This window comes from Kitasatospora dryopteridis, assembly GCF_050749075.1.
Classification (GTDB): Bacteria; Actinomycetota; Actinomycetes; order Streptomycetales; family Streptomycetaceae; genus Kitasatospora.
Genome location: NZ_CP192749.1, coordinates 169,354 through 193,556 on the forward strand (window position 1 = coordinate 169,354; position 24,203 = coordinate 193,556).

The following is a 24,203-nucleotide window of genomic DNA, read 5'->3' on the forward strand; positions in this document are numbered from 1 at the left end:
CGAATCCGCCTCCCAGGAAGGAAGCCCTTCATGGTCCCCCCACGGTCCCACGGGCGGCGGCTGCGTCTCCTCGCAGCCGCCGCACTGATGCTCACCGCCTGCGTCACCGCATCCACCGCCACGACCGCCGAGGCCGCGCCGGGCAGCCCTGCGCCCACCCCGCCACTGGGCTGGAACAGCTGGAACAGCTTCGGGTGCGGTGTCGACGAGTCGAAGGTCCGCCAGGCCGCCGACGCGATGGTGTCCTCCGGCATGAAGGACGCCGGCTACCGGTACGTCATCGTCGACGACTGCTGGTTCGACCCGCAGCGCGACGGCGCGGGCAACCTCCGGGCCAACCCGACCAAGTTCCCCGGCGGCATGAAGGCGCTCGGGGACTACATCCACAACAAGGGCCTGAAGTTCGGCCTCTACGAGGCACCCAACGAGCGCACCTGCGCCCAGGCCGTAGGTTCCTACTCCGGCTCCACCGGCAGCAAGGGCCACGAAGCCCAGGACGCCACCACCTTCGCCTCGTGGGGCGTGGACTACCTCAAGTACGACTGGTGCTCTTCCATCGGCACGCTGGACCAGCAGGTCGCGCAGTTCACCCTCATGCGCGACGCCCTCCGCGCCACCGGCCGTCCCATCGTCTACAGCATCAACCCCAACAGCCTGCACGCCATCACCGGCTCCTCGTACAACTGGGGTGAGGTCGCGGACCTGTGGCGGACGACCGAGGACCTGCTCGACATCTGGCAGAACGGCAACACCAACAGCTACCCGATGGGCGTGGGCAACGTCCTCGACATCGACGCGCCGCTGGCCGCCCAGTCGGGCCCCGGCCACTGGAACGACCCCGACATGCTCGTGGTCGGCCGCCCCGGCCTGTCGCTGACCGAGTCCCGGTCCCACTTCGCCCTCTGGTCGCTGCTCTCGGCACCCCTCATCGCGGGCAACGACATCCGGACCATGTCCGGCGACGTGAGCGCGATCCTGCGCAACCCCCGTCTGCTGGCGGTGAACCAGGACGCGCTCGGCGCGGGCGGGCGCCGAGTGCGCGACGACGGCGACACCGAGGTGTTCGCCAAGCCCCTGTCCGACGGCTCGGTCGCCGTCGGCCTGTTCAACCGCGGAAGCGGCACCGCGACCGTCTCCGTCACGGCCGCGCAGGTCGGCCTCACCGGAGGGCCGTTCACTCTCACCGACCTGTGGACCGGCGACACGTCGAGCACGTCCGGCCAGATCTCGGCCAGCGTCCCGGCGCACGGCGTCGCCGTATACAGGGTGTCCGGCGGCAGCCCGCTGGCCTCCACCACCGCACGGCTTCGCGGCACCGGGTCCGGCCGCTGCCTGGATGTGGACCGGGCCGCCACGACGGCCGGGACGGCGACGCTGATCTGGGACTGCCACAGCGCCGCCAACCAGCTGTGGACCACCTGGGCAGGAGGCGAGATCCGCGTCTACGGCGACAAGTGCCTGGACGCTTCCGGCCAGGGCAGCACCGACGGCACGCAGGTCATCATCTGGCCCTGCAACGGTCAGAACAACCAGAAGTGGACCGTGCAGGCCGACGGGTCGATCCGCAACGTCCACGCCGGGCTGTGTCTGGACGCCGACCACGCGGGGACCGCCAACGGCACCCCGGTCATCCTGTGGACCTGCAACGGCCAGAACAACCAGAAGTGGACGACCCTCCGGTAACCCGCCCCCTCGTCTGCGAGAAATGAACGGGAGTACGGCGGAGGCGTGGCCCAGCCGGGCCACGCCTCCGCTGCGGTTCAGGCCGGGTACGGGAGGGGCCTTGATCCCTCGCGCGTCGAATCCAGCAGCGGCCTTGATGCCCCGCGCGTCGAAACTCTCGTCCATGACCGGGGAGAGTAACCGGCGCCCCGGACACCACCCAGCCAGGCCCGAAGAACCACCAGTGCGCACGCCGCCCACCGGCCCGATGCGCATGCGCAACCACCCCATGCGCGTGCGCGTCCGGCACGGAGACGGCCGCGCATGCGCACGGAACCAGATGCGCAGGTGCGCAGCCGGCCGACCGGGGTGCGCAGGCCGGTGCGCAAGCAGCCCGGGAGCCTTGCGCAGCCGCGGCGGCGGTCCGAGGGCCCGATCCCAGCCGGGAAGCGCTCCAGGCCGCCTTGGCCCCCCTGCGTCCATCGTGTTCGAGGAACGGTGACGGACAGGTCTAGCTGAGGCTTCCTGGCGGCCCCTAGGGCCCCCGTTGATGCAGTGATCGACTTCCGCGGCTAACTCAGGGGTAGGTATCCGGCGTTCACCAGAGCTAGCGTGGGGGTGGGAGATCATGTCGGACCTGGAGAAAGCAGCCGCGGAGTACGCCCGCCGACAGCGGGAACATGCGACACAGGAAGCCGAAGCCGCACAGAACACGGCGCGAGAGAACGAGCGATTCCTCCTCCGAGGGCGGGAGTTCTTCGCCTTCGCCCGCCGCCATGGCGCCCCGCTCCTACACCGATACATCGAGCTAGAGTTCGGCGATCAACCCTCCACATACAGGTACCAGCGAACCGGCGAGAGGTACATCGCAGCGGCACCCTGGGGCGAGGAATGGAAGATGTTCGACTCCCTCCAAGGCTGGGCCCTCAGGGAGGACGGCACCGTCTGGAGCGGGTTGAGCACGGGCATCAGCAGCCACTCCTCTCACGACATCGTGGACCGCCGGTACTTCACCACGCGCGCCGCGCGGGGAACCGCACTGGGAACCGCACCGGAGCGTGGCGGCATCCCCCACTACCTCTGCGAGGAACACTTCCCAGCCGCAGGCGCAGCTCTGCTCGATCCCATACAACTCGCCCCCGGAGTGAGGACCGGCATCCAGCAGAACGGCTGGATCGGCTACCACCTCCTCCACTGAAACGCCCCCGCCCATCGCGTCAGCGCACTGTCCCGGTAACCGGGAGCGCACCAGGACGTCGACAAGATCCCCGAAGGCGTCTCCAGAGCCGCCGAGCCAGGCGTACCACCGAGCAACTCGCCGACTCACCGAGTCTGGGCCCGCCGAGGCACCCACGCGGTCCTCACCGCCGATCCGCAGAAGCCCTGGTCGTTGGTGAACGAGGTCGCTCTGCGCGACGGCCTCCCGGCCACAGCGGTCGTGTCCCGGGCCCCTGCGCCGCGGCGCGGGTGAGCCGCTGTCATACCGGTCCACGCGATCCGGACGGATGGTACGGGCTCCGGATGTTCGGAGAGCGAAGCGCTGCCCGAGCTGCCGAGCCGGGCCGGACGTCCTGGCTGCCAGGAGAACCCCGGCATCAGCGGCTCGGCCGACAGTGGGCGTCCTCAGCGATGTGAGCGCTGTGCCGTGTGAGGTGGTCCTGCCCGGGGCAGCGCCTGGTAACCGCCGGTGGCTGCTGTCTGTCAGCGCGTTTGCCCGTCTCAACTGGCGTGCTCAGATTGGGAGTAGGGGCATGCTGCCTCTCCTGCCGTGCCCCCTTGGTGCAGATGCCACCAGGTGGTGGTGAAGGGAGGAGTTGGCCATGGATGTCGTGCTCCCCTGCCTCGGGACGGTCTCCGGTCCGCGCCTGCTGGACGGGCGGACGGGGGAACGGGACGGTCGGTCTCGCGCCGCACACCGGTGAACCGTTCAGCGGGACCCGCTGGGAGATGCACGGCGGCCCGGAGGGTGTCGTGACGCTGGTCTGCCAGGGCGACGTGCCGGGCAACCGGTTCCTGGACGGGCGCACCGCGGACGGCATGGTGGGGCTCGCGCCGAACACGAACCCGCCGTTCAGCGGCACCAGGCGGCAGGTCGGGATCCCGTTCGGCGACGACAACCAGACAGTCCCGGTCGACCGCTGACAGGGTGAGGGGCGCAGCAGATTCGGGCCCCGCGACCGGCAGGCCGCGGACGGCGGCGCAACCCCCGACCGCGCCGGGCTGCGGCGGCTCGAGGGACGAGGGTCGGGGGCGGCCCGGGGTGTGTGCGGTCCCCCGGGCCACCCGCCGCGGCTGCGCGGCGCACCGGGCCGGCGGACACCGGGGGGATGCGGCCGGACCGGGGCGCGGGGCGCAGCCGGAGCGTCCCCGCAGGGGGTCGGGGACGTTTGTCGCCCCGTCCAACGACCGGGAGTGCTCCAGGACACCCGCCACTCCCACCATCCGGTCCCTTCTCCCTGCCCCGGCACGACCCGTCCGCATCTCCCGCATCGTCACACCAGCCGCCCGCCCCCGGCATGCCGCGCTGCTGCAAACCGGCACCGCCCGGCCCACCAGGCCGTTGTGCGGGCTCGTCGGCCGGCGCCGCCCGCATCCCGGCAGGGCGCAGCGGCGGGCAGCGGCGAGTGGCGCTGCGGAGGGGTGTCGGTGTGGCCGGCGCGGGGGCTTTCACGCGTCCGTCCGGCCCTTGTCACCCCGGCCCTGGCGGTGGCGGGTGTGGTGAAGGCCTCGGCGAGGATCAGGCGGATGTGGCGTTCCTAGACCCCGGCTTCCCGGGCCGCCCGGATCCTGGCCGTGATGTCGCCGGGCAGACGGCGGGTGGGTGCCGCCGCCCAGGTACCGGCGTCGTCGGCCCCGGCCGGGGCGTGGCCGGTCACCGGCGCCTCCTGGCGGCCGGGCACGCCGGTTCGTGCCAGGTCGTGGCCACCACGGCCCCGCCCGGCAGCAGGCGCTCCGTGCTCCAGGTCCGGCAGCAGAACACGGCCGTCGGCGGACCGGACGCCTGTGCTGCCGGGGCCGGGGAGTCGGGCGCAGCGGTGCGTGTGGTTGGTCGGCGGCGCCGTGGGCGCTCCGCGGAAGGGCTCGTCATCTCCCGCGTGTCCCACACGCCGCGGCCGCCCAACCCCGGCCCCACCCGGACGGGGCAGCACGGCAGGTCGGCCGGGGCGAAGTCCCGGACGCCGACCGGGCCCGCCCGCGGGGGCCTTGCCCTATCCGCGTCGTGCCCAGGCGCGGGTGCGGCCGCGTCCGAGGCCCGGATGCCCTGGGCAGTGGGGGTGGTGTCCGCCAGGTGCCGCTGCAGGTGGTGGATGCGCTGGTCGAGGGCGATCGAGATGCGGCGGCGCACGCCGCCGCGGACGGCGGCGACGGTCGCGGTGCTCGTGTCCAGGCAGGCGGCGAGGTAGATCTGCGGTCCAGCCTCGGCCGCCAGCTCTGCCAGCTCCGCCAGCACCGCAGCCGCGCGGTGGGCGCCGGTCAGGCCCCGGCCGGGGCCCGGGGGTTGGCCCTGCCGTGGCAGCGGGATGCCGAGGACCGCCTCCGCGGTGCTGCGCGCGATCCGGACCGGACGCCGCCCGGGAGGGCGCAGCAGGCGGCGCACCAGGGTGACAGCGATCCCGGCGGCATCCGCGATGTCCTGGGCCGACATGCCGCGGCGCACCAGGACAGCGGCCCGCAGCGCGGCCGGGGCGGCGTCGACGCGGGCCGCCAGGCCCTGGGCGCGGTCCGTGTCGCGGCGGCGGCGGGCGCGCAGCGCCGCCTGGCGGCATGTGGCTCGGGTGCAGCCGTAGTCCGCGCACGACGCCTGCCCGTGGCGCACCCGGCTGCGCAGCGGACGGCGCGACGGTTGCACATCCGAGGCCTGGTCCCGGTCCTGGCCGACCGTCACCACCCACACCTCACCCTCCTCGATGGGTCAGGACGGCAGTATGCCGGGCAGTTGCCGGAACACGGGGCACGGCAGCCGCGGGGCCGGCAGCGCCAGGAGGTGCAGGAGCACCCCGGTCGGTGGCTCGGTGGCCAGCGCCCCGCGGAGCGCAGCAGGTAACGCCTGGTGGCGGTCCCGCGCCGGCTGGAGCTTCGCGTGGAGGGCCCGCGCGCCTTTGAGCTGTTCGACATCCCGGCCGGTGACGTCCAGCCGCGGGCCTGCCGCGAGACTCCCCGGTGAAGGCACGCGAGCCAAACCGTTCGACTGCGAATGGTAGTGCTAACATCACTCAGCGTATCCAAAGGTCTCCGCGGCCGCGCCTCGGGCCGCCAGGCACCGGCCCGGCCGGCGACCGACACTCCACGGCCCGCGGGACTTCAGCGGGACGCCGCCTCCCTCCCGGGCCCCTCACGTCGTCAACAGGAAGGCAGACACGGTGAGCAACGAGCAAGCGCAGCTGATCTACGGCCAGGGCGAGGAAGCGTGCCCGGAAGGAAGCTTCTGCCTCTACCGCGCCGTCAACTTCAACATCGGCCAGACCCCGGGGGCCGGCGACAAGATCCTGGCCATCCCGGTGGGCACGTCCGTCAACGACTTCTCCGTGTACGGCTTCGACCACAGCGCCGACGGGGTGAGCAGCGTCGTCAACCGCACCGACAAGGACAACGCGCTCTTCTCGGCCGCCGACCAGCAGGGGCATTCGCTGCCCGTGGACCGCAGGTCCTCGATCGCGAACCTCGCGCGGATCGCCATGGCCGACAGTCCGAACGGCAGCTGGAACGACCAGGCCCGCTCCGCGCTGGCAGCCCCCTTCCTGGGGAACCTGATCGTCGAGCAGGCCTTCCTGAGCAAGTGGCAGGACTGGGAGACCCAGAAGTGGATCTACTCCTACCGGATCACGGTGCGCGCCGCCGAGACACGCGTCGTGAAATGGGCGCTCGGCTTCGGCGACCTGCCCGACGAGACCTCCCTCTATAAGGGGTTCACCGACGTCTTCTGGGGCCAGATCCTGCGCGACGGCACCGAGGGCAGCGTCCTGGTCGGCTCCCCCGCGGGCGGCGGACACACCATCGACCCCGGCACCGACCTCGCCATCGACATCCAGGTCCTCTACGCGAAGGAAAGCCCCGCCCAGGAACACCTCACCAGCCTGAACGCCCAGCAACTGGGCTGAACGCAGACACCACCGCACCACCCGGCCGCGGGCCGCTCCCCCACGGGGGCGGCCCGCGTGTCATCCCGCCCACCCCCGATGCGAAGGCCGGCGTCTGCGGCGGCCAAGGGCGGGCCGCCATGCGCGGCCGGGGATCGTGCTCCCCTGCATCGCACCATGCGCTCGCGTCTCCCGCATCGTCACACCGGCTGCCCCGCCAGCGCGCCGAGCCGCTGCACACTCGCACCGACCAACCGACGAGGTCGCATCTGTGCCGCAGGCCCGGGGCGCAGCGTCGGACGGCGGGCGGGCTGCGGCCGGCAGGGGTTCGGCGGTTGCAGTGGTGTGAGCGGCGCTGCGGCAGACGCGGGCGGCGGCCATGAACGGGCATGGTGCAGCCGGGTGGCCGGGCGCGGCCGGGCGGGTGACCCCTGCGGGATGTCGACCGGGCTGGCGCAGTGGGGTGTGTCAACGGTGGAAGGGCGGTGCCCCGGGGCGCCGGCCGCCCGATCGCCGACCCTCTCGGGGAGTGTTCCGCCGTGTCCATCGCCCACCGGATCCTGCAGCTACTCCTCGCCCTCGTCTGCGCCGCCGGCCTGTGGGCCGCCGCCACCGCCCCCGCAAGCGCCGCCCCGGAGCGGGCTGTCGCCGTCGCCGCCGCTGCGAGCGCGGCGAACGCGGCGCCGGCCGCCGGGCAGGGCATCGACTGGGACAGGGTCGCGGCGTGCGAGAGCGGCGGCCGCTGGCACGCCGACACCGGCAACGGCTACTACGGCGGCCTGCAGTTCGACCAGCGAACGTGGCGCGCCAACGGCGGCACCGCCTACGCCCCGCGCGCCGACCTCGCCAGCCGCGAGCAGCAGATCGCCGTCGCCCAACACCTCGCCGCCCGCCGGGGACTTGCCCCGTGGCCCGCCTGCGGAGCCCGCACCGGCCACCACACCGTCCCCGCGCCCAGGCCCGCCACTGAGCATCCCGCCGCCCCGAAGCCGACCGCGGGCGAGGCCACGGCCACCACCGAACCAAACACGGCCCCCGACCCCGCGGACGCCGCCACCGTCGTGGTGCAGGACGGCGACACCCTCGACGCCATCGCCCAGACCCTGCAGGTCCCCGGCGGCTGGCCCGCCCTCTACGCCGCCAACCAGGACACCATCGGCGACAACCCCGACCTCATCCTGGCCGGACAGACCCTCCGACTCCCCTGACGCCCGGATCCGCCCGCCTACGCAAGCCGAGCCGCGCCCGGTTCCGGGTCGTGCGAGGGCCTGCCGGCCGAGGCGGCACCGTTTTCGAGGCTCACTCCAGGTCGAGATCCGCCACGCCCTGCAGCACCGCCCCGCTCGCCCGCACCTCGTCCAACCACTCAGCGAACTCCTGGGCCCGGCGGCCGGGTGCCACACCGGCGAGATCGGGCGGCCACGTGCCGGGTGCCACCACGGTCACCAGCACACCACCGGACCTTGCCGCGGCCGACAACCACGCCCCCGGTACCTCCATCGCAGGCCTCGGCTCCCACACCTCCCGGCCGCCGACCAGCACCAGCCGCACGAACCGGCCGCCACGGACCTGCACCGTCCCCGTCGAAACCGGCGCCCCGCCCACGGCCATGAACCCGCTCTCCCACGCATCCGTCGCAAGCCCGCCCCAGTGGCCGGCGTCGACCTCGACGACGATCTCCGCCACCATGCCGCCGTCGTCCGTCTCCCGCACCACCAACGCCCACAGCACCGGCTCCTCACCCACTGCCGTCACCCCTGACCGACGAGCCGACCCCGCAGACACACACGCCGATCCTGGCACCCTCCGGACCGGCGTGCAGAGTCAGGAATCCGGGTGTGCCTCGGTCCCCAACGACCAAGTCCCGCCCTCGCAGCAGGCCGAAAACGGCGGAAAACGGTGCCCCTTCACATCCGCGCCCCAGTGGTGCCCCGCACCGCAGTCGCACGCATAGATCCCGCTCGCCGGAACGATCTCGCCGGGATGCCACGACGTCTTCTCCTCGCCATACCCCCGGTCTACGACAGCCCCCCTCACCGCGAACGCGTACCGGCCCCGGGCAAAGTGCGTCACTACCGTGGCGCCGGGCTCAACCGCCGCCCGCGGCCCGTACCGCGGTCACGGCCGGCTCCAGCCCCGGCAGGCAGGCTCGTGCCAGATGGTCTGGACGACCATGCCGCGGGAGATGCGCTCGCTCGACCAGGTCCGACAGCACCCGCCGCCGTCACCCGGCCCGACGGCCGGCGGCGGCTCGGCGCCGACCGGAGCAGCGGTCGTGGTCGTGGACGCGGCAGGTGCGAACGGGTGGCGGCGACGGTGTCGGCGCTTGGTCGAGGGTGTCGTCATGCCGCAGCTCTGCCCACCCCGGTACTTCGCCGAACCCGCCGACACCCGGACGGAGCAACCCAGGCCGACCCGGGCACGCGCGGCGGCTTGCCTGGGGCTCGGGGTCGCGGGCCCGGCCGCAGCAGCGAGTGCCAGGTGAGATGGCGCGGGGAGAAGCATCCTGGGAAGTGAAGTCCCAGCCCTTGGGTGGAACGTGTCTCCCGGGAGGCGTCATGGCTCAAAACCCGAGGCCGGCATGGCAGTCACCAGCTGCTACGCGCCCCGACGGAGGCAGGAACCGGCGCCGGACAGTGGCCGAGGTCGTGGGTGGCACAGCGATTTTGCTGCTCGGTATGGGCATCGGCCTTTCGGGCAAAGACAGCGGGGCAAGCAGCCCGACCAGTCCTTCCTCTTCGCAGGCGACCGCCACCGTGACAGCGACCTCCTCTGCCTTATCCACCACGGCGACGGTCACTGCCACGGTGACCGTGACCGAGGCCCCGACCGCCGCTGGACAACCTCAGCCCTCCGGTGGTCAGCCGCAGGCGACCACACCCGTGCCGGAAACGACCGGCCCTGCGGTGTACTACAAGAACTGCTCCGAAGCACGCGCCGCGGGCGTCGTCCCCCTCCACCTGGGCGATCCCGGCTACGCGCCCCATCTGGACCGCGACGGCGACGGAGTGGCCTGCGAAACAGGCTGACCGCCTTCTCCGCATAGTCAGGCGGCTCTTGGTCTCCGGCAGAATCAGCCGCGCACCTGCCGACTGATCCGTCGAAGCGACCACCGCCACGGGCCTGGCCTGGTTCTACACCCGGTCCAGGCCATTTGTCCGGTCCGCTCCCGGCGTTGCGCCGCCGATGATCGGGCCCAGGGCGGGTATCAGTGGCGCCTGGCAGCCTCCCGTACCGCGCCCCGGACCGCCCGGCTCGCGGCGCTCGCCGTACTCTCCGTGGCGGGCAGAGCCTGCGCCGGCACCGTCTCTCCAGCTCCGGGTGGGGTGACGGCCGGCAACGTCAATCCGTCCGTCCCCGCCACGGCGTCCGGCCCGGCGCGGGCCGGCGGCGCCTGGCCGGGCCCGCAGCCCTCCCCCGCCGCCCTCGCCCGCAGCGAACTCGCCGCCCTGCCGGTGGCGCGGCGGGCTCGATGGCCGGCTACAGCCGGGAGAAGTTCCCCCACTGGGCCTCCCAGGGCAACTCCTGCGACACCCGAGAGAAGGTCCTCGCCCGCGACGGCGTGGGCGTGCGCGCCGACACCGGATGCCGGGCGGCGGCCGGCACCTGGTTCAGCGTCTACGACAACGCCACCATCACCGGCTCCGCCAAGGCGGACGCCGACCGCCTCGTCCCGCTCGCCAACGCCTGGCGCTCCGGCGCCGGCCGGTGGACCACCGAACAGCGCAAGGCCTTCGCCAACGACCTCACCCACCCCCAGCTGCTCGCCGTCTCCGCCTCCTCCAACCGGCCCAAGGGCGACCAGGGCCCCGAAGCCTGGGAGCCCCCGAGCCGGCAGATCTGGTACGCCTACGCCCGCGCCTGGACCGACGTGAAAACCGCCTACCGGCTCACCGCCACCACCGACGAGAAGACAGCCCTGAACCAGATGCTCGACACCTGCATCACGGAGGCACCCCGATGACCACCGGCAAGAACAACAACACGGACACCGGCGGCACCGCCGAGGCCGAGGGGCCGCTCGTCACCAAGGGCATCCCGGCCGGGCCCGGCGGCGGCATGACCGAGAAAGTCGGGGTCATCACCGGCGACCCTGCGCACCACCCAGCAGGACGGCCAAGCCGCCCTCGAGATCCAGTACGACGACGCCGTCGAGCATGGCGGCGGCGCCACTGCACCGAACTGACCAGCCCCAGCAGCCAGGCCGAAGCGGTCTGCGAGCGGCCGAGCGCCCACAGGTAGCCGGTCAGGCTGCTGCGCCAGGCCTGGGCCTGCCGATCGGGCGCCGAGGCGCCCACTTCCAACTCCTCGAAGGCCTGCGCCACCTCACCCTGCAAGCCGACGCCCCCGCCGGTCGCCGTTTCGAAGTCCTTGGTGCTTCGTCATGCCATGGGTGCAACCCGCCCGCCCCTCTCAACCCCACCACGCCGCGCGGTTCACCCGGCGGCGCAGCGCGGCCCGGCCGCGCCCGAGTAGGGGCGGGGCGGCCGGGCCGGCATCCAAGGAGCGGGAGCGGCAGCATGTCGTCCCACGGTCGTGACGGTACGGCTTGCACAGTGCCGGGAGGTGGAAGGGTGCGCGGCGGGTTGTTGTTGTCAGCCGTTTGCGCGTGCCGGCCCCGGCCGGTGCGGCGGCTGGGGGCTGGTAGTCCGCTTCCTGGGGGCGGGGGTCAGATCTGCCGGCTGGTGACGGGGCCGTCCTTGGCGTTGTCGTCCGGGTCGGTGTTGGCGTCATAGACGTCGGCCACGGCCCTCGGGTCAGCACCCCGTCCCGTCCTTCGTCGGCGGTCAGTCGCGCACGTGCAGTCCGAATCCCGTGCGGCCTGCGGGCTCCAGTCCCTCCTTCAGGTGCAGCGAGGGGATCTCGTAGTCGCCGAAGTTCTGCCGCCGGAAGGCGATCGGCTCGGTCGACTCCAGGGTGAGCAGGCGCTGCTGCCAGGCCTTGGCGACCTCCGGGTAGTCCTCGTCGGTTATCCGGTCGGTGCCGTACACCACGAACGGCGGCAGCACCTCGATGCCTGGGTAGTACAGGATGCCGTGGTGGATCGGGAACAGCAGATCGTCGATGGGACCGTTGATCCCGCGGGCGGCGTAATGCGACTCGGGTCCGCCGGCGGTCACCGACAGCAGGGCCCTCCTGCCTGCGAGGGTGCCTTCGCCGAAACGCTCGCCGTACTTGGTGTCGCTGTGCTCGCCGACGCCGTACGCGAAGCGGTAGGTGAACACCCGGTCCACCCAGCCCTTGAGGATCGCGGGCATCGTGTACCACCACAGCGGGAACTGGAAGATGATCGTGTCGGCCCACAGCAGCTTCTTCTGCTCGGCGAGGACGTCCGGGGTGAGCGTCCCGGCATCGAAGGCCCTGCCCGAGTCGAGGGCGACCTTCAGCGGGCTCGAGGCGCCGGGGCCGTAGTCCGCGGCGTCCACGACCGCCTTCCAGTTCATCGTGTACAGATCGCTCACCCGCACCTCGTGCCCGGCGGTCTCCAACGTGGACACCGCGAGGTCCTTCAGCGAGCCGTTGAGCGACTTCGGCTCCGGGTGGGCATAGACGATCAGCGTCTTCACGGGAACTCCTTCGGATCGGATGCCTTCGATCCTGGACGCCGCGGCGCGCGGCGTTCAGGGGCTCCTCTTCCGTCGGACGGGACTTCCTGGTAACGGCAGGACCACCCTCCACGGCCGGCGCCGAGTCCATACTGAGGGGCATGGACGATCTTGCAGGCTTCCTGCGGACCCGGCGTTCCCGGGTCGACCCGGCGGCCGCCGGTATCCCCGTCGACAGCCGCCGCCGGGTCGAAGGGCTGCGCCGCGAAGAGGTCGCGCACCTGTCCGGAGTCAGCGTCGACTACTACGTACGTCTGGAGCAGGGCCGTGCGACCCAGCCCTCCGAGCAGGTCCTCGACGCGCTCGCCGGCGTCCTCGGCCTCGACGAGACCGAACGCGGGCACCTGCACCGGCTCGCCCGGCAGCGCCGCGGCCGTACGAAAACGCCGGGCGGGCGGGTCCGGCCGGAGCTGCTGCGCGTCCTCGGCCTGGTCGCCGGCGCACCCGCGCTGATCATGAATCACCGCATGGACGTGCTCGCCGGGAACCGCCTCGCCGGGCTCCTTTTCGGCCGACCGATGCCGGGTCTGAACATCGCCCGGCACATCTTCCTCGAGGAGGCCGAGGGCGGCCTCTACGCGGACTGGGAGACGTGCACCCTCGACGTGGTCGGGCACCTGCGCCTGGCCGCCGGCAAGTACCCCGAGGACCCCCGACTGGCCTCGCTCGTCGGCGAGTTGGCGATGGGCAGCGAGCGCTTCCGCCGCCTCTGGGCCCGCGCGGACGTACGCGCCCGCACCCACGGACGCAAGGCGTACCGGCACCCGCTGGTCGGACTGCTGGAACTGCACCATGAGAACTTCGCGCTGCCGGACGAATCGGGCACGGAGCTGCTCGTGCTGTCCGCGGCCCCAGGCAGCCCCACCGAGGACGGGCTGCGCCTTCTCGCAGGCCTGGGCACGGACACCGGTGACCCGCAGCCCACAGTGAACACCCAGGTCCGCCCGTAACCCAGCGACGCTCGCGACACACCCCTGCCCCCGCCACACTGCGCCCGCCCGTCCGCGGCAGAAGCACACCGGCTGAGTCCGTCGGAACCAGCCGCTGGCACGTCTCGCCCGTCGCCCGACCGAGGCAGGATGGACGGGGTCAGGCCGCCTGGTGGTGGGGGCCGTCGTGGCCGTCGTCGTGGACGATGAAGCGCACGCCGCACCCGCACCGGCAGCAGCGGCTCGATACGCCCCCACAGGTCATCCGACACCAGCCCCGGCGGACCCTTCACCTTCCCCACGAACGGCACAACGAGCCACCAGGCGCAGAGGCATGGCCTCCGTAAGCCTTTCTGTTAGCTCCCTTATCCGACGAACGCTGGGCCCTGATCGAGCCCGTGGTCACCGCCTGGAAGGCTCGGCACCGCTCGGTCAGCGGCCACCAGGGCAGCTACGACATGCGGGAGATCGCCAACGCCCTGCTGTACCGGTCCCGCACCGGCTGTCGGTGGGGCTACCTCCCCCACGACCTGCCGCCCGTCGGCGCGGTGAAGTACTACTTCTGCAAGTGGCGCGACGACGGCACCGACCAGACCATCCACGACCTGCTGCGCCGGCAGGCGCGGGACCGGGTGGTTGCCGGTACCAAGCCGGGCACCGTGAAAGTAAAAGGCAAGAGCGTCAGCGGACTGTGGACCATCGAGGTGCTGTCCCTGCCAGCCGGCCTGAGGTGGCCGACATCGACGACCTGCTACTGATCGTCAACTACGGTTATCAGCCCGAATAGTGGGTTGGCCGGCAGATGGCCGGAGGTGACGTACGGTCGCCTCCGGCCATCTATCCCGCTGCTGTGGAACCGCAGCAGGTGAAGCGGGCGTCGGCCCATACCTCGAAGCTCGCTGACCGCTGGGGGCCGTCCTCGTCGTCGATGCCGGCGGTGGCGGTGGGGGCGCGGAGTTGCTGTCACCGGGTGCCGGTAGGTTGCGCGCATGGTCAGAATTGCCGATCCCGGAATGTTCGAGTGGGTTTCCTCAGGCGGCGGGCCGCTCATCGCGATGCCGCAGGCCGTCCTGCAGTCTTGGCACGGGTGTGACTTCGAAAGCACATCCACGGACGACGACTACGGTAGGGCTTGCGAGGTCGACGATCACGTGGGTGTCATCCCCGTGGGGCCGGCGGGCGCCCTGGTGCTGCGCGACCCTGACCTGACGACGTACCTGCCCGAGTACGGCGTCTTCGTCCGCTGGCACAGCGGCGAATCGGAGGACGCCGTCCTCGACACCATCGAACTGGCACTCCGCACCGCCACATGGGAAGCAGAGACGGTCTGGAGGATCCAGGGACCACTGGTCCTGTTCGACTCCGGCCGTCCCGGCACCCCCCGGCCCGGCACCGAATCCGACCATGACGACCGGCTGGCCATCGACATCCCGGCCGGGCACTACGCCGTCCGATCAGCACACGTCACACCGAACCCGCAGACCTGTCTCACGCTCGTACAACTCGCACAGCTCGACGACGAGTAACGACTTCACGGCCCGACGACACCCGAGCAACCTCCGCCCCGTACGGCCGAACGGCCCGCGAGACTCCTCCAAGTCAACCCCGCGCTTCAGAGGGCGGTGCGTGAGGTGACGCCCGTTTTGCCCTTTCGGTTGGGGCGAGCAGCCTGTTCGCGGGCTCGCGGGGCGACTACGGCCGGGGCCGGGTGAACAACCCCTGCTCGGTCTCGGCCAGGATCCCGCGCTCGACCAGCCGCTTGAGCTTCAGACGGACGTTGTTGGCGTTGTTGGGCGCGATCTCTACGTCCATCGCCTCGCACACCGCCCTCGCCCGCAACGGTGCTGTCTCGTCTCGGTCTCGGTCTGGCGGCTGGTGCCGGCCGAGTCCAGCCACGGCAGCCCGCTGTCGAACTCCCGTTTTCGCGCTGCCGGGATCTGTGCTGATGGGGATCCGCGAAAACGCGCCTGCCAGGTGCTTGTCGGTGGGCCGCGCAAGAATCGCCAGCGACCCGACACCTCATCACACCCCGCCCCGCCATCGGCGGTGCCGGGCTCGCTGGAACGGATGTTCAAGTGCACGTCAGCACGTCCGCCGTCGCGCGGTGCTTTCCTGGGGCCTCCGGAAGGAGTGGCCGGTCATGATTCTGGAGATCTGGTCCGGCGGAGAGGCCAGGTTCCCTGCCGACACGGAGGACATCGAGGCCATGGTTGCCAAAGCCCTCCGCGCCGCAGCTGGGAGCCAGGCAGTGTTCTGCTTCTACGAACCGGGGGCCGGGCATCACAGCGCCTACCTCCGTGCGACGGTCGACGAAGCCGCCGACTACGGAGCCCTGCTGTGGATGAACATCGGCCACAAGGGCGGGATCTACGACTGGGGCTGGCTCTCCGACAACCCCCACCCATCGGGCACCGAACCCGCGTTGGTCTCGGACTTCTGCACAGGCGCCCGCTACGACCCCTCCAGCGTCCTGCCCATCTCGTTGATCACTGCGGCGGTCCACGAGTATTGCCTCGGCGGCACCGGCGAACGCCCGACCTCCATCGACTGGGTCACCGGCGAGTTCAACGGATACCGCAACGACAACGGCAGGGGAGGCATCCCCGAGGACTGAGCCGCGCCCCGGCCCGGGCCCGCCCACCGCTAGTGGCTCATCTCAGAAGGTCGACCGGGTAACACAGGGTGGAGAACGATCCAGGCCATCGACTCATGTCAGCTGTGCTGGTCAGGTGACACATATGGTGGTCGGCCGGCTCGCACGAAGTCGCGGTATTCGTCCTGGGCGACGCCGCAGTTGACCCAGCGGTCACGGACGGCCCCGGTGCGGGCCTCGGCGATGGTCAGCGCGTCCAGTGCGTCCGCGGAGGTCGTGATCTCCTGGCCGAACTCGTGGTCCTCGTCCTCGGGGCCGAGCGGTGGGAACTCCACGAGGTCGTAGAAGTGTTCGCCGCCGATGTCTGCGGAGGTGTGGAGGACGACCTTGCAGCCGGATGGGGTCGGTGTGACCTCGACCCAGCGGATGCCAGGGGCATCGGGCTCACCTGCGGGACCGAGGAACTGTTCGATGGACCGACCTCGGTACAGGGCGCCGACGGCGGAGGATTCAGTCAGGTAGCGCACTCGAACAGCGTAGAGAGTCGCGCCGGCCCGGGACGGCGGCCACGACACGGCCCGGCCGCCAGGGGGGAGGACGGCCGGGCCGGGCACCACGGGGACGGGGCGGACACCGCCTCGCCCGAACGACCATACGACCGACCGCCGCCCGGGCCGGGAAGGCGCGCACGTGTTCCGGCAGCCTCCTCCGACGCGGTGCGCGGCAGCGAAACGAGGCTCCGCCGCCCGGCCGAGGCGCTCGCACGCCGAGGTGGTCAGCGCGACCAGCAGGTCCTGCTCCTGCCCGTTGCGGTTCAGTAGTCCGGTCGCCTGCCGGCGACACCCAGTGATCTTGTAAATCGATGGCGGTAGAGCTTTGTTGACCTTGGACGCCATCGACTTACGAATCAGCCGGGGGCGCCCAGGCCCGCCTCGCGCAGCGCCCACTCGACCAGCTCCGGCACCGTCGCCGCCGGGCACTGCAAAACCACCCCGCCCGCGCAGTACGCCGTCCCGTCGCCGTCCAGGACCGCCAGCGGCCCGTTCGGGAACCGCGGGTCCACCGCCGCCGGCGCCGCCCGGCGGGCCGGACGCCGCGACGACGAACGGACGGGCGCGGGCGCAGCCGGGCGCGGGCGCAGCCGGACGCGGGCGCAGCGGCGCGGCAGGGCGCGTACCCGCCACCACGTCGGCAGGGGTGAAAGCGCCGGGCGTCGCGGGCGCGGCGAACGCCGCAGACACCGCCTGGTCCGCGAGCGGGGTCGGCGCAGCGGCGATGCCGTGCTGGCGGAGTGAGCCGGCTGCCGCCGGATCAAAACGCGTCGCTCCAGGCCGGAGTAGGCGGCTACGCTCGCGCCATGGAGCTGGACCAGGCACTGGAACCGCTGCGCCGGGTGCTGCTGGAGCGCGGGACCGGCGGCTATCCGGAGACGGTCGCCGCGGCGGTGGAGGCTGCCCGGACGGCACTGGCCGGCGGGGCGGACACCCCGAGCCTGTGGGAGCTCGGCGTGCTGCCCGAGTGGGACGCTCTGGAGGCGCGCCGACTGCTGGCCGAGCTGGAGCAGGAACTCTGGCCGGCACTACGGCTGCCCGCCACCCCCGAGGCCCGTGACTGGGAGCTGGCCCGGTACTGCCTGCGGGACCTGCTGGACGGCCGCCTCGATCCGTTGGTGGCGGCCGAGCGGATCGGCTTCGAGCTGTGCCCCGCCGACGACCCCGGCTCCCCGCTGTGGCCGGTCCGCGGATGGCTGTATCTCGCGGAGGACCAACAGGAGCACTGCGGCGGGCTGACGAAGGAGCTGGTGGCCGAACTGCACGACTTGGCCGCCCAGCTGCTGGCCCGTCCGCTGTCCTGACGGCCGGGTCCCTCGCCCAGCCAGCAACGCGGAAGCTCCAGTCAAAATCGTTTGGTAAACGGTCAAGATCACCTGACACGGGACAGTGCCGACCACAGGCCGGGCAACCTTCGCACCGGGGCTCCGGCGCTGCGGCGTGATCTCGAGCCGTGGCGGGGAGCCGGTGAAGTTGCCCGGCCAGGCCCGGGTGCCACCGGCCAGGCGCGGCCGGGTGCGCCATCGTGGCCGGGTGACCGCCGACGACCCCCGTCCCGTTCCGAACGGCGCCGCTGCGCCCGGGCTGTTGAGCGTCCTGGCGTCCTACCGGGCGGCGCGGCAGGAGCTGTTGGAAGCCATGGCGCTCGGCCTCAACACCCTGGGCGGCGGCGCCCGGCCCACGGCGTGAGGCGATCACCATGGACATCCCCTCGCGCCACGCGGTGACCCTGCCGGCACACCCGGCCGGCACACCCGGCCGGCACACCCGCCGGAAGTGGTCATCGTCCACGCCACCGGCGAGGTGACGGGGAAGGGAGCGCCGGTGTACGCGGACGCAGCCGGTACCTTCCGGGTGGAGATCACCGGAGAGGTGGCCCGACTGTCGGCAGTGCCGGCCGGGCAGGGCCGGCACACGTGTCTGCACGCCGTGCCGCTGCCGGGCCCGCGGCGCCGGACAGGCGGAGAATCGAAGAGAGCGCGGTAGTAGCCCATCATCGACACCCCGTTGTTCCCGATGCCGAGGGCCCACCCGGCTGGTACCGGAGCGGGCCCTCTGCGCCGGCCGGTCAGAAGCCGATGCCGACCAGAGAGAGCGGGTGAGGGGCGCCCCGAACGTCCAGCCGGTTGCACGGTAGCGATGAGTAGACTTGTCATGTACTGTGCGTAGCGGCGATGGGCAAGACGAAGGCCGCCTCTGCCTCCGTGGGGGGAGCATCGGGGCGGCCCTGGTGCCTCGCCTGGGCCCGGCTGTGTATTCCGTGGGGGAGTGCCGGCCGGGCCCGACCTTTGACATACCCGTTCGAGCCCTGGGCCATGCCGGCAACAACGCGGTTGATGACCAAACCGGTCACCACCCAGGAGAGGCTTCCCGGACGCGGCCTGCCGGCAGAGCGCGAAAGCGCCCCGTCTGCCGCAGCACCAGCACCAGCACCAGGGCATCGGCTGTCTCCTGAAGGCGCATCAGTCGCGGCCCAGCTCGGCGGCATGTTCGCCGACGTGGCGCAGAGCGACGCGGTGAGCAGTTCGTGCCCACGGTTCCAGCGTGCGCCGGACAGGCCGGCCCCTCCACCCGGTCCCGAAAGGTCGCCGCCGACGGCCGACGAAACCTCGGAGCCCGGTCCCCGGTCAGCCGCGCGGTCGGGCGAACGGGCCGAAGGTCAGCGGGGGGTTGGCGTTGCGTACCAGGGTCATGGCCTGCTCGGGCCACCAGGCGCCGGCCGCCGGATCGACGATGCCGTACTCCGGATCGACGGTGCCGCCGGGGATGTTGCGGTTGCACTCGCCGTCGGACTGGCCGACGGTCTTGATCCACAGGTAGGCGTCGACCAGCGGGGTGCCGGTGGCGGCGGTCGGTCGGTCACCGATGCCGCGCCCGGGCGGGTTGCACCAGGTCTGCGGGTCGCCGGCGTACTTGCCGGGCGGCGGGGTCCAGGCGCCCTGCCCGTTGCGGCCGGTGTCGACGACGAAGTGAGTGAGCTCGTTCGTCGGCGGGGTGCCGACGTTCTGCTGGAACCACTGGTCGGTCCAGTGCCAGGTGCCGGGGTCGTCGGCGTTGACCGAGTTCCCCGGTTGCCCGTCGTTGGGGGCGGCCGGGGAGTAGTACTGGCTCGCGCACCAGTCGGTGTGGCCGCGCGCGTACTCCGGGCCCTTGGTTGCGAACCACAGGCAGTTGGACACCCAGGTGCCGTAACGGTCGGACGGGCCGGTGGCGAAGAAGTTGGAGACGTTCAGCGAGAAGCCCTGGGCCTGCTCGACGCCCGCGTCGAGCAGGCGTTTCGCGGCGTTGCCGACGCTCTGCCAGTGGCTGTTGCCGGCGTCGAGGTAGACGACGGTGTTGGGCTGCTGCTCCAGTGCGTCGATTCCGTGGCGCAGGTCGGCGATCCGCCCGGCCGTGAGCGCGCCGGTGGGGTCGGTGTCCGGGGAGCAGTCGGAGGGCAGGTTGGCGAGGGCGTCCGGTTCGAGGACGATCACGGCCTTGTTCTTGCCGATGCCGCGGGCCAGTGCCGAGATCCAGGCCCGGTACTCGGCGTCGGACTGTGCTCCTCCGCTGGAGTACTGCGAGCAGTCCCGCAGCGGGACGTTGTAGGCGACGATGACCGGGACGGTGCTGGTGCGGGCCGCGTGGCGGACCAGGGTGCGGGCCCGGACCTCCACCTCGGCGGGGGTGCCGCCGGTGAACCAGTCGGCTTCCGGCCAGCTGGCGAGCTTGGCCATGGCGGTGGCGCCCGCGAGGTCGTGCTCCAGCATGTAGCGGACGGCCTGCTTGGCGGCGTCGCTGTCGGGGTCGACGTAGAAGCGGGTGTCGGCGGGCAGCGTGTGGCCGGTGGCGGGCCGGTCCTGCGCCTGGGCCTGGCCCGGTACGGCGAGCCCGGTCAACAGTGCGGCCAGCGCGACCGGGACCAACGGGCGGGGGATGCGGGGTCTCATCGGTTTCCTCTTCTGGGCCGCTCGGGCCGGCACGGCGGCCCGACCCCGAGCGGGTGCGGAGTGTTGGTCCGGCGTCAGTAGCCGTAGATCAGCTTGTAGGCGACCTCGGGCAGGAACTGCCCGGCGGTCGATCCGGCGCCGGTGCCGCAGTTGCCGTCGGACTCGCCTGGCGACTTCACCCACAGCAGCATCTCGGGGCCGCCGCCGGTGCGGGTGGTGGGCGTGCCGATCCGGCGCCCCGGCGGGTTGCACCAGGTGCCGTCGGACCCGTTGCCGTTGCGGCTGGTGTCGACCACGTACGACTTGGTGTACCCGTACGAGGACTTCAGCGCCGCGTTGACGGCGTTGCCGTAGGTGGTGTTCTGGCCGGTGGTGTAGAAGTTCGACACGTTCAGCGAGAACCCGTGGGCTCCGCCCACTCCCGCATCGGCCAGGAGCTTGGCCATGGTGGTGGCGCTCAGCCAGCCGGGGTTTCCGGCGTCCAGGTAGACCCAGGTGTTCGGGGCCTTGGCGGTGAACTGGGCGATGGCGTTGCGCAGCATGGTGTTGCGCTCGGAGATCTGGGCCGGCGTCATGCAGCTCTCGTGCCCGAGCGCGTCCGGTTCGAGGACGACCAGGGCGGGCCGGTTGCCGATGCCGCTGGCGAAGGCGGCGATCCAGGCGTTGTAGTCGGCGGCGGAGCCCGCTCCGCCGCCGGACTGTCCGGCGCAGATGTCCCGGTTGGGGATGTTGTACGCCACCAGGATCGGCAGCTTCCCGCCGACCGCGGCCGCGCCGACGTACGCGCCGGTCGCGGTGCCGATGGTGCCGCTCCAGTTCCCGAACCAGCGGGCCGCCGGCACGTTGGCGATCGACGCCTGGATGGCGGGGGCCCGGCCGTCCCCGCGGTGGGAGTTGACCCACTGCTGGGCGCTGGAGTTGGGGTCGACGTAGAAGCCGCTGGTCATGCCGGTGGGGTCGGCGGCGTACGCGGTCCCCGGGTTGACCGCGGACAGGAGGGCGGTCAGCGCTGGTGCGATGAGCAGGGCCGTGCTGCGGCGCGAGCGGCGCATGTGGCTTCCTTCGCTGTGGGTGGGGGCGGGAGTGGAAGCGCTTCCAGTTGCCAGATGATTGAGGGCCTCTCGATGCCATGTCAAGACTTTGGCCTGACTTTCCACTGGCGCCCGACCGCTGTACAGTCCCCAAACTGGAAGCGCTTCCAGTCCGTTTCGGATGGGTGGCGCGGTACGCTGTGCACCGGCATCACAACCGAGGTGAACCACCCATGACGGAGCAACCGACGCGCCGAAGGCCGACCCTGGACGAGGTCGCCGAGCGCGCCGGCGTGTCCCGCACGGCGGCGTCCAGGGCGCTCAACAACGCCCCGAACGTGAGCCGCGACAAACGCGAGGCCGTGCTGCGCGCGATCAAGGAGCTCGGGTACGTCCCGAATCCGACGGCCCGCGCGCTGGCGACGCAGCAGGCCGGAGCGGTGGCCCTGATCATCTCCGGAGAGGATCCGGCGGTGCTGGCCGACCCGTTCTACGGGCAGGTCATCGCGGGCGCCTCGACCGTGCTGGAGGAGACCGACCTGCACCTGGTGCTGTGTCTGGCCACCTCCGCCCGGGGGCAGATCCGGGTCAAGCAGCTGCTGCGGACGCGCGCGGTGGACGGGGTGATGCTGATGTCCCTGCGCGGGGACGATCCGCTCACCTCGCTGGCCCTGGCCGCCGGCGTGCCCGCCGTGTTCGGCGGAAAGCCGCTGCACGGGCAGGTCCCGTACTACGTGGACGTGGACAACGTGCTCGGCGCCCGGCAGGCGACGGAGCACCTGATGTCCCGCGGACGCACCCGGATCGCCACCCTCACCGGACCGCTGGACACCGACGTCGGCCGGGCCCGTCGGCGCGGCTACCTGGAGGCGCTGACCCTGGCGGGCCTTCCATACCGGGCCGAGGAGGCCGGCGACTTCACCGAGCGCAGCGGGATGGCCGCGATGGAGGCGCTGCTGGCCCGCCATCCGGACCTGGACGCGGTGTTCGCCGCCAACGACAACATGGCGGCCGGAGCGCTGCGGGTGCTCAGCCGCGCGGGCCGGGCCGTTCCCGCGGACGTCGCCGTGATCGGCTTCGACGGCCTGGCGGTGTCCGAGATCACCGAGCCGCCGCTGACCACGGTCCACCAGCCGATACGGAACATCGGCCGGGAGATGACCCGCATGCTGCTCGCACTGATGGCGGGCGAGCGGCCGAGTCCGCTGATCCTGCCCACCACGCTGGTCCAACGCGACTCCACCTGACCGACCGCCGGCCCGTCGACCGCGCCCGCACCGGCCTGCGGCGCGGCGGTCAGCCCTGCCCCCGACCTGGCGGAACGCCACCGACGATCCGCCAAGATCGCCTCTTGACAGCCGCCCACCGCCGGAGCAGGGTTCACTCCACCGCCTGGGAGCGCTCCCATCCGTCGCGCTCCGCAGCCCTTCCCGGCTACGTCCCTCCGGGCGGCCCCTCCCCTCGTGCCCCGCGCACTTCCCACCCCACCAACCCGGAGGATCCATGTCCCCGCACCGCCGTTCCCGCAGAACCGCCGCCCTCGTCTCCGCCGCCGCCGTCACCGCACTGCTGGCGACCGGCTGCTCCTCCACCGGGTCCGGCTCGGACGACCCGAACGCGAAGATCACGCTCAGCGTGGGCGACTTCGGCACCTTCGGCTACAAGGAGGCCGGGCTCTTCGACGAGTACATGAAGGCCCACCCGAACGTCACCATCACGGAGAACACCACCACCCAGGAGGGCGACTACTGGACCGCCCTGCAGACCCGGCTGTCGGGCGGCGGGCTCGACGACATCCAGGCGCTGGAGGTGAGCCGGATCGCCCTGGCCACCTCCGACCAGCTCAGCAGCGCGTTCAGCGACATGTCGAAGGCCGCGGGTGTCGACAAGGACGCCTACCTGCCGTGGAAGTGGCAGCAGGCGACCACCTCCGATGGCAGGACCATCGGCCTCGGCACGGACGTCGGCCCGATGGCGATCTGCTACCGCCAGGACCTCTTCGCCGCCGCCGGCCTGCCCACCGACCCCGCCCAGGTCAGCGCCCTGTGGGCGGGCGACTGGGCGAAGTACGTGGAGGCGGGCCGCCAGTACCAGGCCAAGGCGCCCAAGGGCACCTTCTTCATGGACACCGCCTCCGGCCTGTACAACGGCGTGGTCTCCTCCAGCCCCGAGCAGTACTACCGGAAGGGCAAGATCGCCTACCAGGACTCCGCCGGTGTCCGGAAGGGCTGGGAGCTGGCCGCCGAGACGGTCCGGGCCGGGATCACCCAGGGCCTCAAGGAGTTCGACACCCCCTGGCAGACGGCCTTCTCCAACTCCACGTTCGCCACCACCGTCTGCCCGTCCTGGCAGCAGGCCAACATCGAGAAGTTCTCCGGCCCCGGCAACGCCGGCAAGTGGAACATCGCGCAGGCCCCCGCCGCCGGCAACTGGGGCGGCTCCTTCCTCGCGGTGCCGGCCTCCGGCAAGCACGTCTCGCAGGCCCAGGCGCTGGCCGTCTGGCTGACCGCACCCGAGCAGCAGGCCAAGGTCTTCCGGAAGGTCGGCAACATCCCGGCCAACCAGAAGGCGTACACGCTGCCCGGCGTCACCGACTTCACCAACCCCTACATCGGCCCGAAGGCCCCCACCGGCCAGATCTTCTCCACCGCCGCGAAGGCCATCACGCCGGCCGAGACCGGCCCGCACCACGGCGACCTGCACGGGGCCTTCAGCAACGGCGTGCTGTTGATGGAGCAGAACCACAAGAGCGCCGACGAGGCCTGGGCCGCCACCCTCAAGCAGGTGGCGAGCACCGTCCAGTAGCCGAGAGCGCGCCGCGCCG

The 24,203-nt window shown here is 71.9% G+C and carries 22 protein-coding genes and 2 pseudogenes; 17 read left to right on the plus strand and 7 right to left on the minus strand.

Translation table 11 applies throughout. The features are described from left to right. Positions 1-30 precede the first annotated feature (30 nt). From ACQ614_RS00695 to ACQ614_RS00705, 3 genes are all read left to right on the plus strand, one after another. On the plus strand, positions 31-1,683 hold the full coding sequence (locus ACQ614_RS00695) for a glycoside hydrolase family 27 protein (RefSeq protein ID WP_431676080.1): 1,653 nt from the start codon (positions 31-33) through the stop codon (positions 1,681-1,683). Positions 1,684-2,290: 607 nt separating this feature from the next. Then, on the plus strand, positions 2,291-2,860 hold the full coding sequence (locus ACQ614_RS00700; RefSeq protein ID WP_431676081.1) for a hypothetical protein: 570 nt from the start codon (positions 2,291-2,293) through the stop codon (positions 2,858-2,860). Between the two features lie 773 nt (positions 2,861-3,633). Beyond that, entirely contained in the window at positions 3,634-3,804 is a 171-nt protein-coding gene (locus ACQ614_RS00705; protein WP_431676082.1) for a hypothetical protein, read from the plus strand. Between the two features lie 730 nt (positions 3,805-4,534). On the opposite strand, the gene ACQ614_RS00710 is transcribed toward ACQ614_RS00705, so the two are convergent. Then, positions 4,535-5,557 (minus strand): hypothetical protein, encoded by a 1,023-nt coding sequence (locus ACQ614_RS00710; protein WP_431676083.1) that lies wholly within the window; start codon positions 5,555-5,557, stop codon positions 4,535-4,537. A 466-nt stretch (positions 5,558-6,023) separates the two neighbouring features. Between ACQ614_RS00710 and ACQ614_RS00715 the strand changes: the two genes are divergently transcribed. After that, positions 6,024-6,761, plus strand: a complete 738-nt coding sequence (locus ACQ614_RS00715) for a peptidase inhibitor family I36 protein (protein WP_431676084.1) — start codon at positions 6,024-6,026, stop codon at positions 6,759-6,761. 518 nt (positions 6,762-7,279) lie between these two features. After that, positions 7,280-7,948 carry a transglycosylase family protein gene (locus tag ACQ614_RS00720; RefSeq protein ID WP_431676085.1) on the plus strand — a complete coding sequence of 223 codons (669 nt, stop codon included), beginning with the start codon at positions 7,280-7,282 and terminating at the stop codon, positions 7,946-7,948. Between the two features lie 91 nt (positions 7,949-8,039). Here the strand turns inward: ACQ614_RS00720 and ACQ614_RS00725 are convergent, their stop codons facing one another. Continuing rightward, entirely contained in the window at positions 8,040-8,486 is a 447-nt protein-coding gene (locus tag ACQ614_RS00725) for a hypothetical protein (protein ID WP_431676086.1), read from the minus strand. Positions 8,487-9,376: 890 nt separating this feature from the next. Between ACQ614_RS00725 and ACQ614_RS00730 the strand changes: the two genes are divergently transcribed. From ACQ614_RS00730 to ACQ614_RS00740, 3 genes are all read left to right on the plus strand, one after another. Beyond that, positions 9,377-9,769, plus strand: coding sequence for an excalibur calcium-binding domain-containing protein (locus tag ACQ614_RS00730; protein ID WP_431676087.1), 393 nt, complete (start codon positions 9,377-9,379; stop codon positions 9,767-9,769). A 443-nt stretch (positions 9,770-10,212) separates the two neighbouring features. Continuing rightward, positions 10,213-10,704: a hypothetical protein gene (locus ACQ614_RS00735; RefSeq protein WP_431676088.1), complete on the plus strand. Its 492-nt coding sequence runs from the start codon at positions 10,213-10,215 to the stop codon at positions 10,702-10,704. Then, the gene (locus ACQ614_RS00740; protein ID WP_431676089.1) at positions 10,701-10,982 is read left to right on the plus strand and encodes a hypothetical protein; all 282 of its coding nucleotides are present in this window, start codon (positions 10,701-10,703) and stop codon (positions 10,980-10,982) included. Before ACQ614_RS00735 ends, ACQ614_RS00740 begins: the two co-directional genes overlap by 4 nt. A 545-nt stretch (positions 10,983-11,527) precedes the next feature. On the opposite strand, the gene ACQ614_RS00745 is transcribed toward ACQ614_RS00740, so the two are convergent. Further along, on the minus strand, positions 11,528-12,307 hold the full coding sequence (locus ACQ614_RS00745) for an NAD(P)H-dependent oxidoreductase (protein WP_431676090.1): 780 nt from the start codon (positions 12,305-12,307) through the stop codon (positions 11,528-11,530). Between the two features lie 140 nt (positions 12,308-12,447). Here ACQ614_RS00745 and ACQ614_RS00750 point away from each other — a divergent pair, with 140 nt between their 5' ends. The 4 genes and pseudogenes from ACQ614_RS00750 to ACQ614_RS00765 all read left to right on the plus strand — a co-directional run bounded on the left by ACQ614_RS00750 (position 12,448) and on the right by ACQ614_RS00765 (position 15,889). After that, entirely contained in the window at positions 12,448-13,296 is an 849-nt protein-coding gene (locus tag ACQ614_RS00750) for a helix-turn-helix transcriptional regulator (RefSeq protein ID WP_431676091.1), read from the plus strand. A gap of 332 nt (positions 13,297-13,628) precedes the next feature. Beyond that, positions 13,629-13,907 (plus strand): annotated as a pseudogene (locus ACQ614_RS00755) (transposase); the annotation flags it as partial. Between the two features lie 357 nt (positions 13,908-14,264). Then, positions 14,265-14,801: an Imm21 family immunity protein gene (locus ACQ614_RS00760; protein ID WP_431676093.1), complete on the plus strand. Its 537-nt coding sequence runs from the start codon at positions 14,265-14,267 to the stop codon at positions 14,799-14,801. 614 nt (positions 14,802-15,415) lie between these two features. Then, positions 15,416-15,889, plus strand: coding sequence for an Imm1 family immunity protein (locus ACQ614_RS00765; protein WP_431676094.1), 474 nt, complete (start codon positions 15,416-15,418; stop codon positions 15,887-15,889). A 98-nt stretch (positions 15,890-15,987) separates the two neighbouring features. Here ACQ614_RS00765 and ACQ614_RS00770 read toward each other — a convergent pair whose 3' ends face one another. Together ACQ614_RS00770 and ACQ614_RS00775 are read right to left on the minus strand one after the other, a co-directional pair. Beyond that, entirely contained in the window at positions 15,988-16,395 is a 408-nt protein-coding gene (locus tag ACQ614_RS00770; RefSeq protein ID WP_431676096.1) for a hypothetical protein, read from the minus strand. 380 nt (positions 16,396-16,775) lie between these two features. Beyond that, positions 16,776-16,931 carry a hypothetical protein gene (locus ACQ614_RS00775; RefSeq protein WP_431676097.1) on the minus strand — a complete coding sequence of 52 codons (156 nt, stop codon included), beginning with the start codon at positions 16,929-16,931 and terminating at the stop codon, positions 16,776-16,778. A 294-nt stretch (positions 16,932-17,225) separates the two neighbouring features. Here ACQ614_RS00775 and ACQ614_RS00780 point away from each other — a divergent pair, with 294 nt between their 5' ends. From ACQ614_RS00780 to ACQ614_RS00790, 3 genes and pseudogenes are all read left to right on the plus strand, one after another. Beyond that, entirely contained in the window at positions 17,226-17,723 is a 498-nt protein-coding gene (locus tag ACQ614_RS00780) for a hypothetical protein (RefSeq protein WP_431676098.1), read from the plus strand. 229 nt (positions 17,724-17,952) lie between these two features. Beyond that, positions 17,953-18,108 (plus strand): hypothetical protein, encoded by a 156-nt coding sequence (locus ACQ614_RS00785; protein ID WP_431676100.1) that lies wholly within the window; start codon positions 17,953-17,955, stop codon positions 18,106-18,108. A gap of 84 nt (positions 18,109-18,192) precedes the next feature. Next, a pseudogene (locus ACQ614_RS00790) lies at positions 18,193-18,405 on the plus strand (DUF6296 family protein); the annotation flags it as partial. A gap of 641 nt (positions 18,406-19,046) precedes the next feature. Here ACQ614_RS00790 and ACQ614_RS00795 read toward each other — a convergent pair. Together ACQ614_RS00795 and ACQ614_RS00800 are read right to left on the minus strand one after the other, a co-directional pair. Continuing rightward, positions 19,047-20,348, minus strand: a complete 1,302-nt coding sequence (locus ACQ614_RS00795; RefSeq protein ID WP_431676101.1) for a glycoside hydrolase family 6 protein — start codon at positions 20,346-20,348, stop codon at positions 19,047-19,049. A gap of 74 nt (positions 20,349-20,422) precedes the next feature. Next, positions 20,423-21,400, minus strand: coding sequence for a glycoside hydrolase family 6 protein (locus ACQ614_RS00800; RefSeq protein ID WP_431676102.1), 978 nt, complete (start codon positions 21,398-21,400; stop codon positions 20,423-20,425). Positions 21,401-21,612: 212 nt separating this feature from the next. On the opposite strand from ACQ614_RS00800, the gene ACQ614_RS00805 reads away from it, so the two are divergent. Beyond that, on the plus strand, positions 21,613-22,626 hold the full coding sequence (locus ACQ614_RS00805; RefSeq protein ID WP_431676104.1) for a LacI family DNA-binding transcriptional regulator: 1,014 nt from the start codon (positions 21,613-21,615) through the stop codon (positions 22,624-22,626). Positions 22,627-22,882: 256 nt separating this feature from the next. Further along, positions 22,883-24,184 carry an extracellular solute-binding protein gene (locus ACQ614_RS00810; protein ID WP_431676105.1) on the plus strand — a complete coding sequence of 434 codons (1,302 nt, stop codon included), beginning with the start codon at positions 22,883-22,885 and terminating at the stop codon, positions 24,182-24,184. Positions 24,185-24,203: the final 19 nt, after the last annotated feature.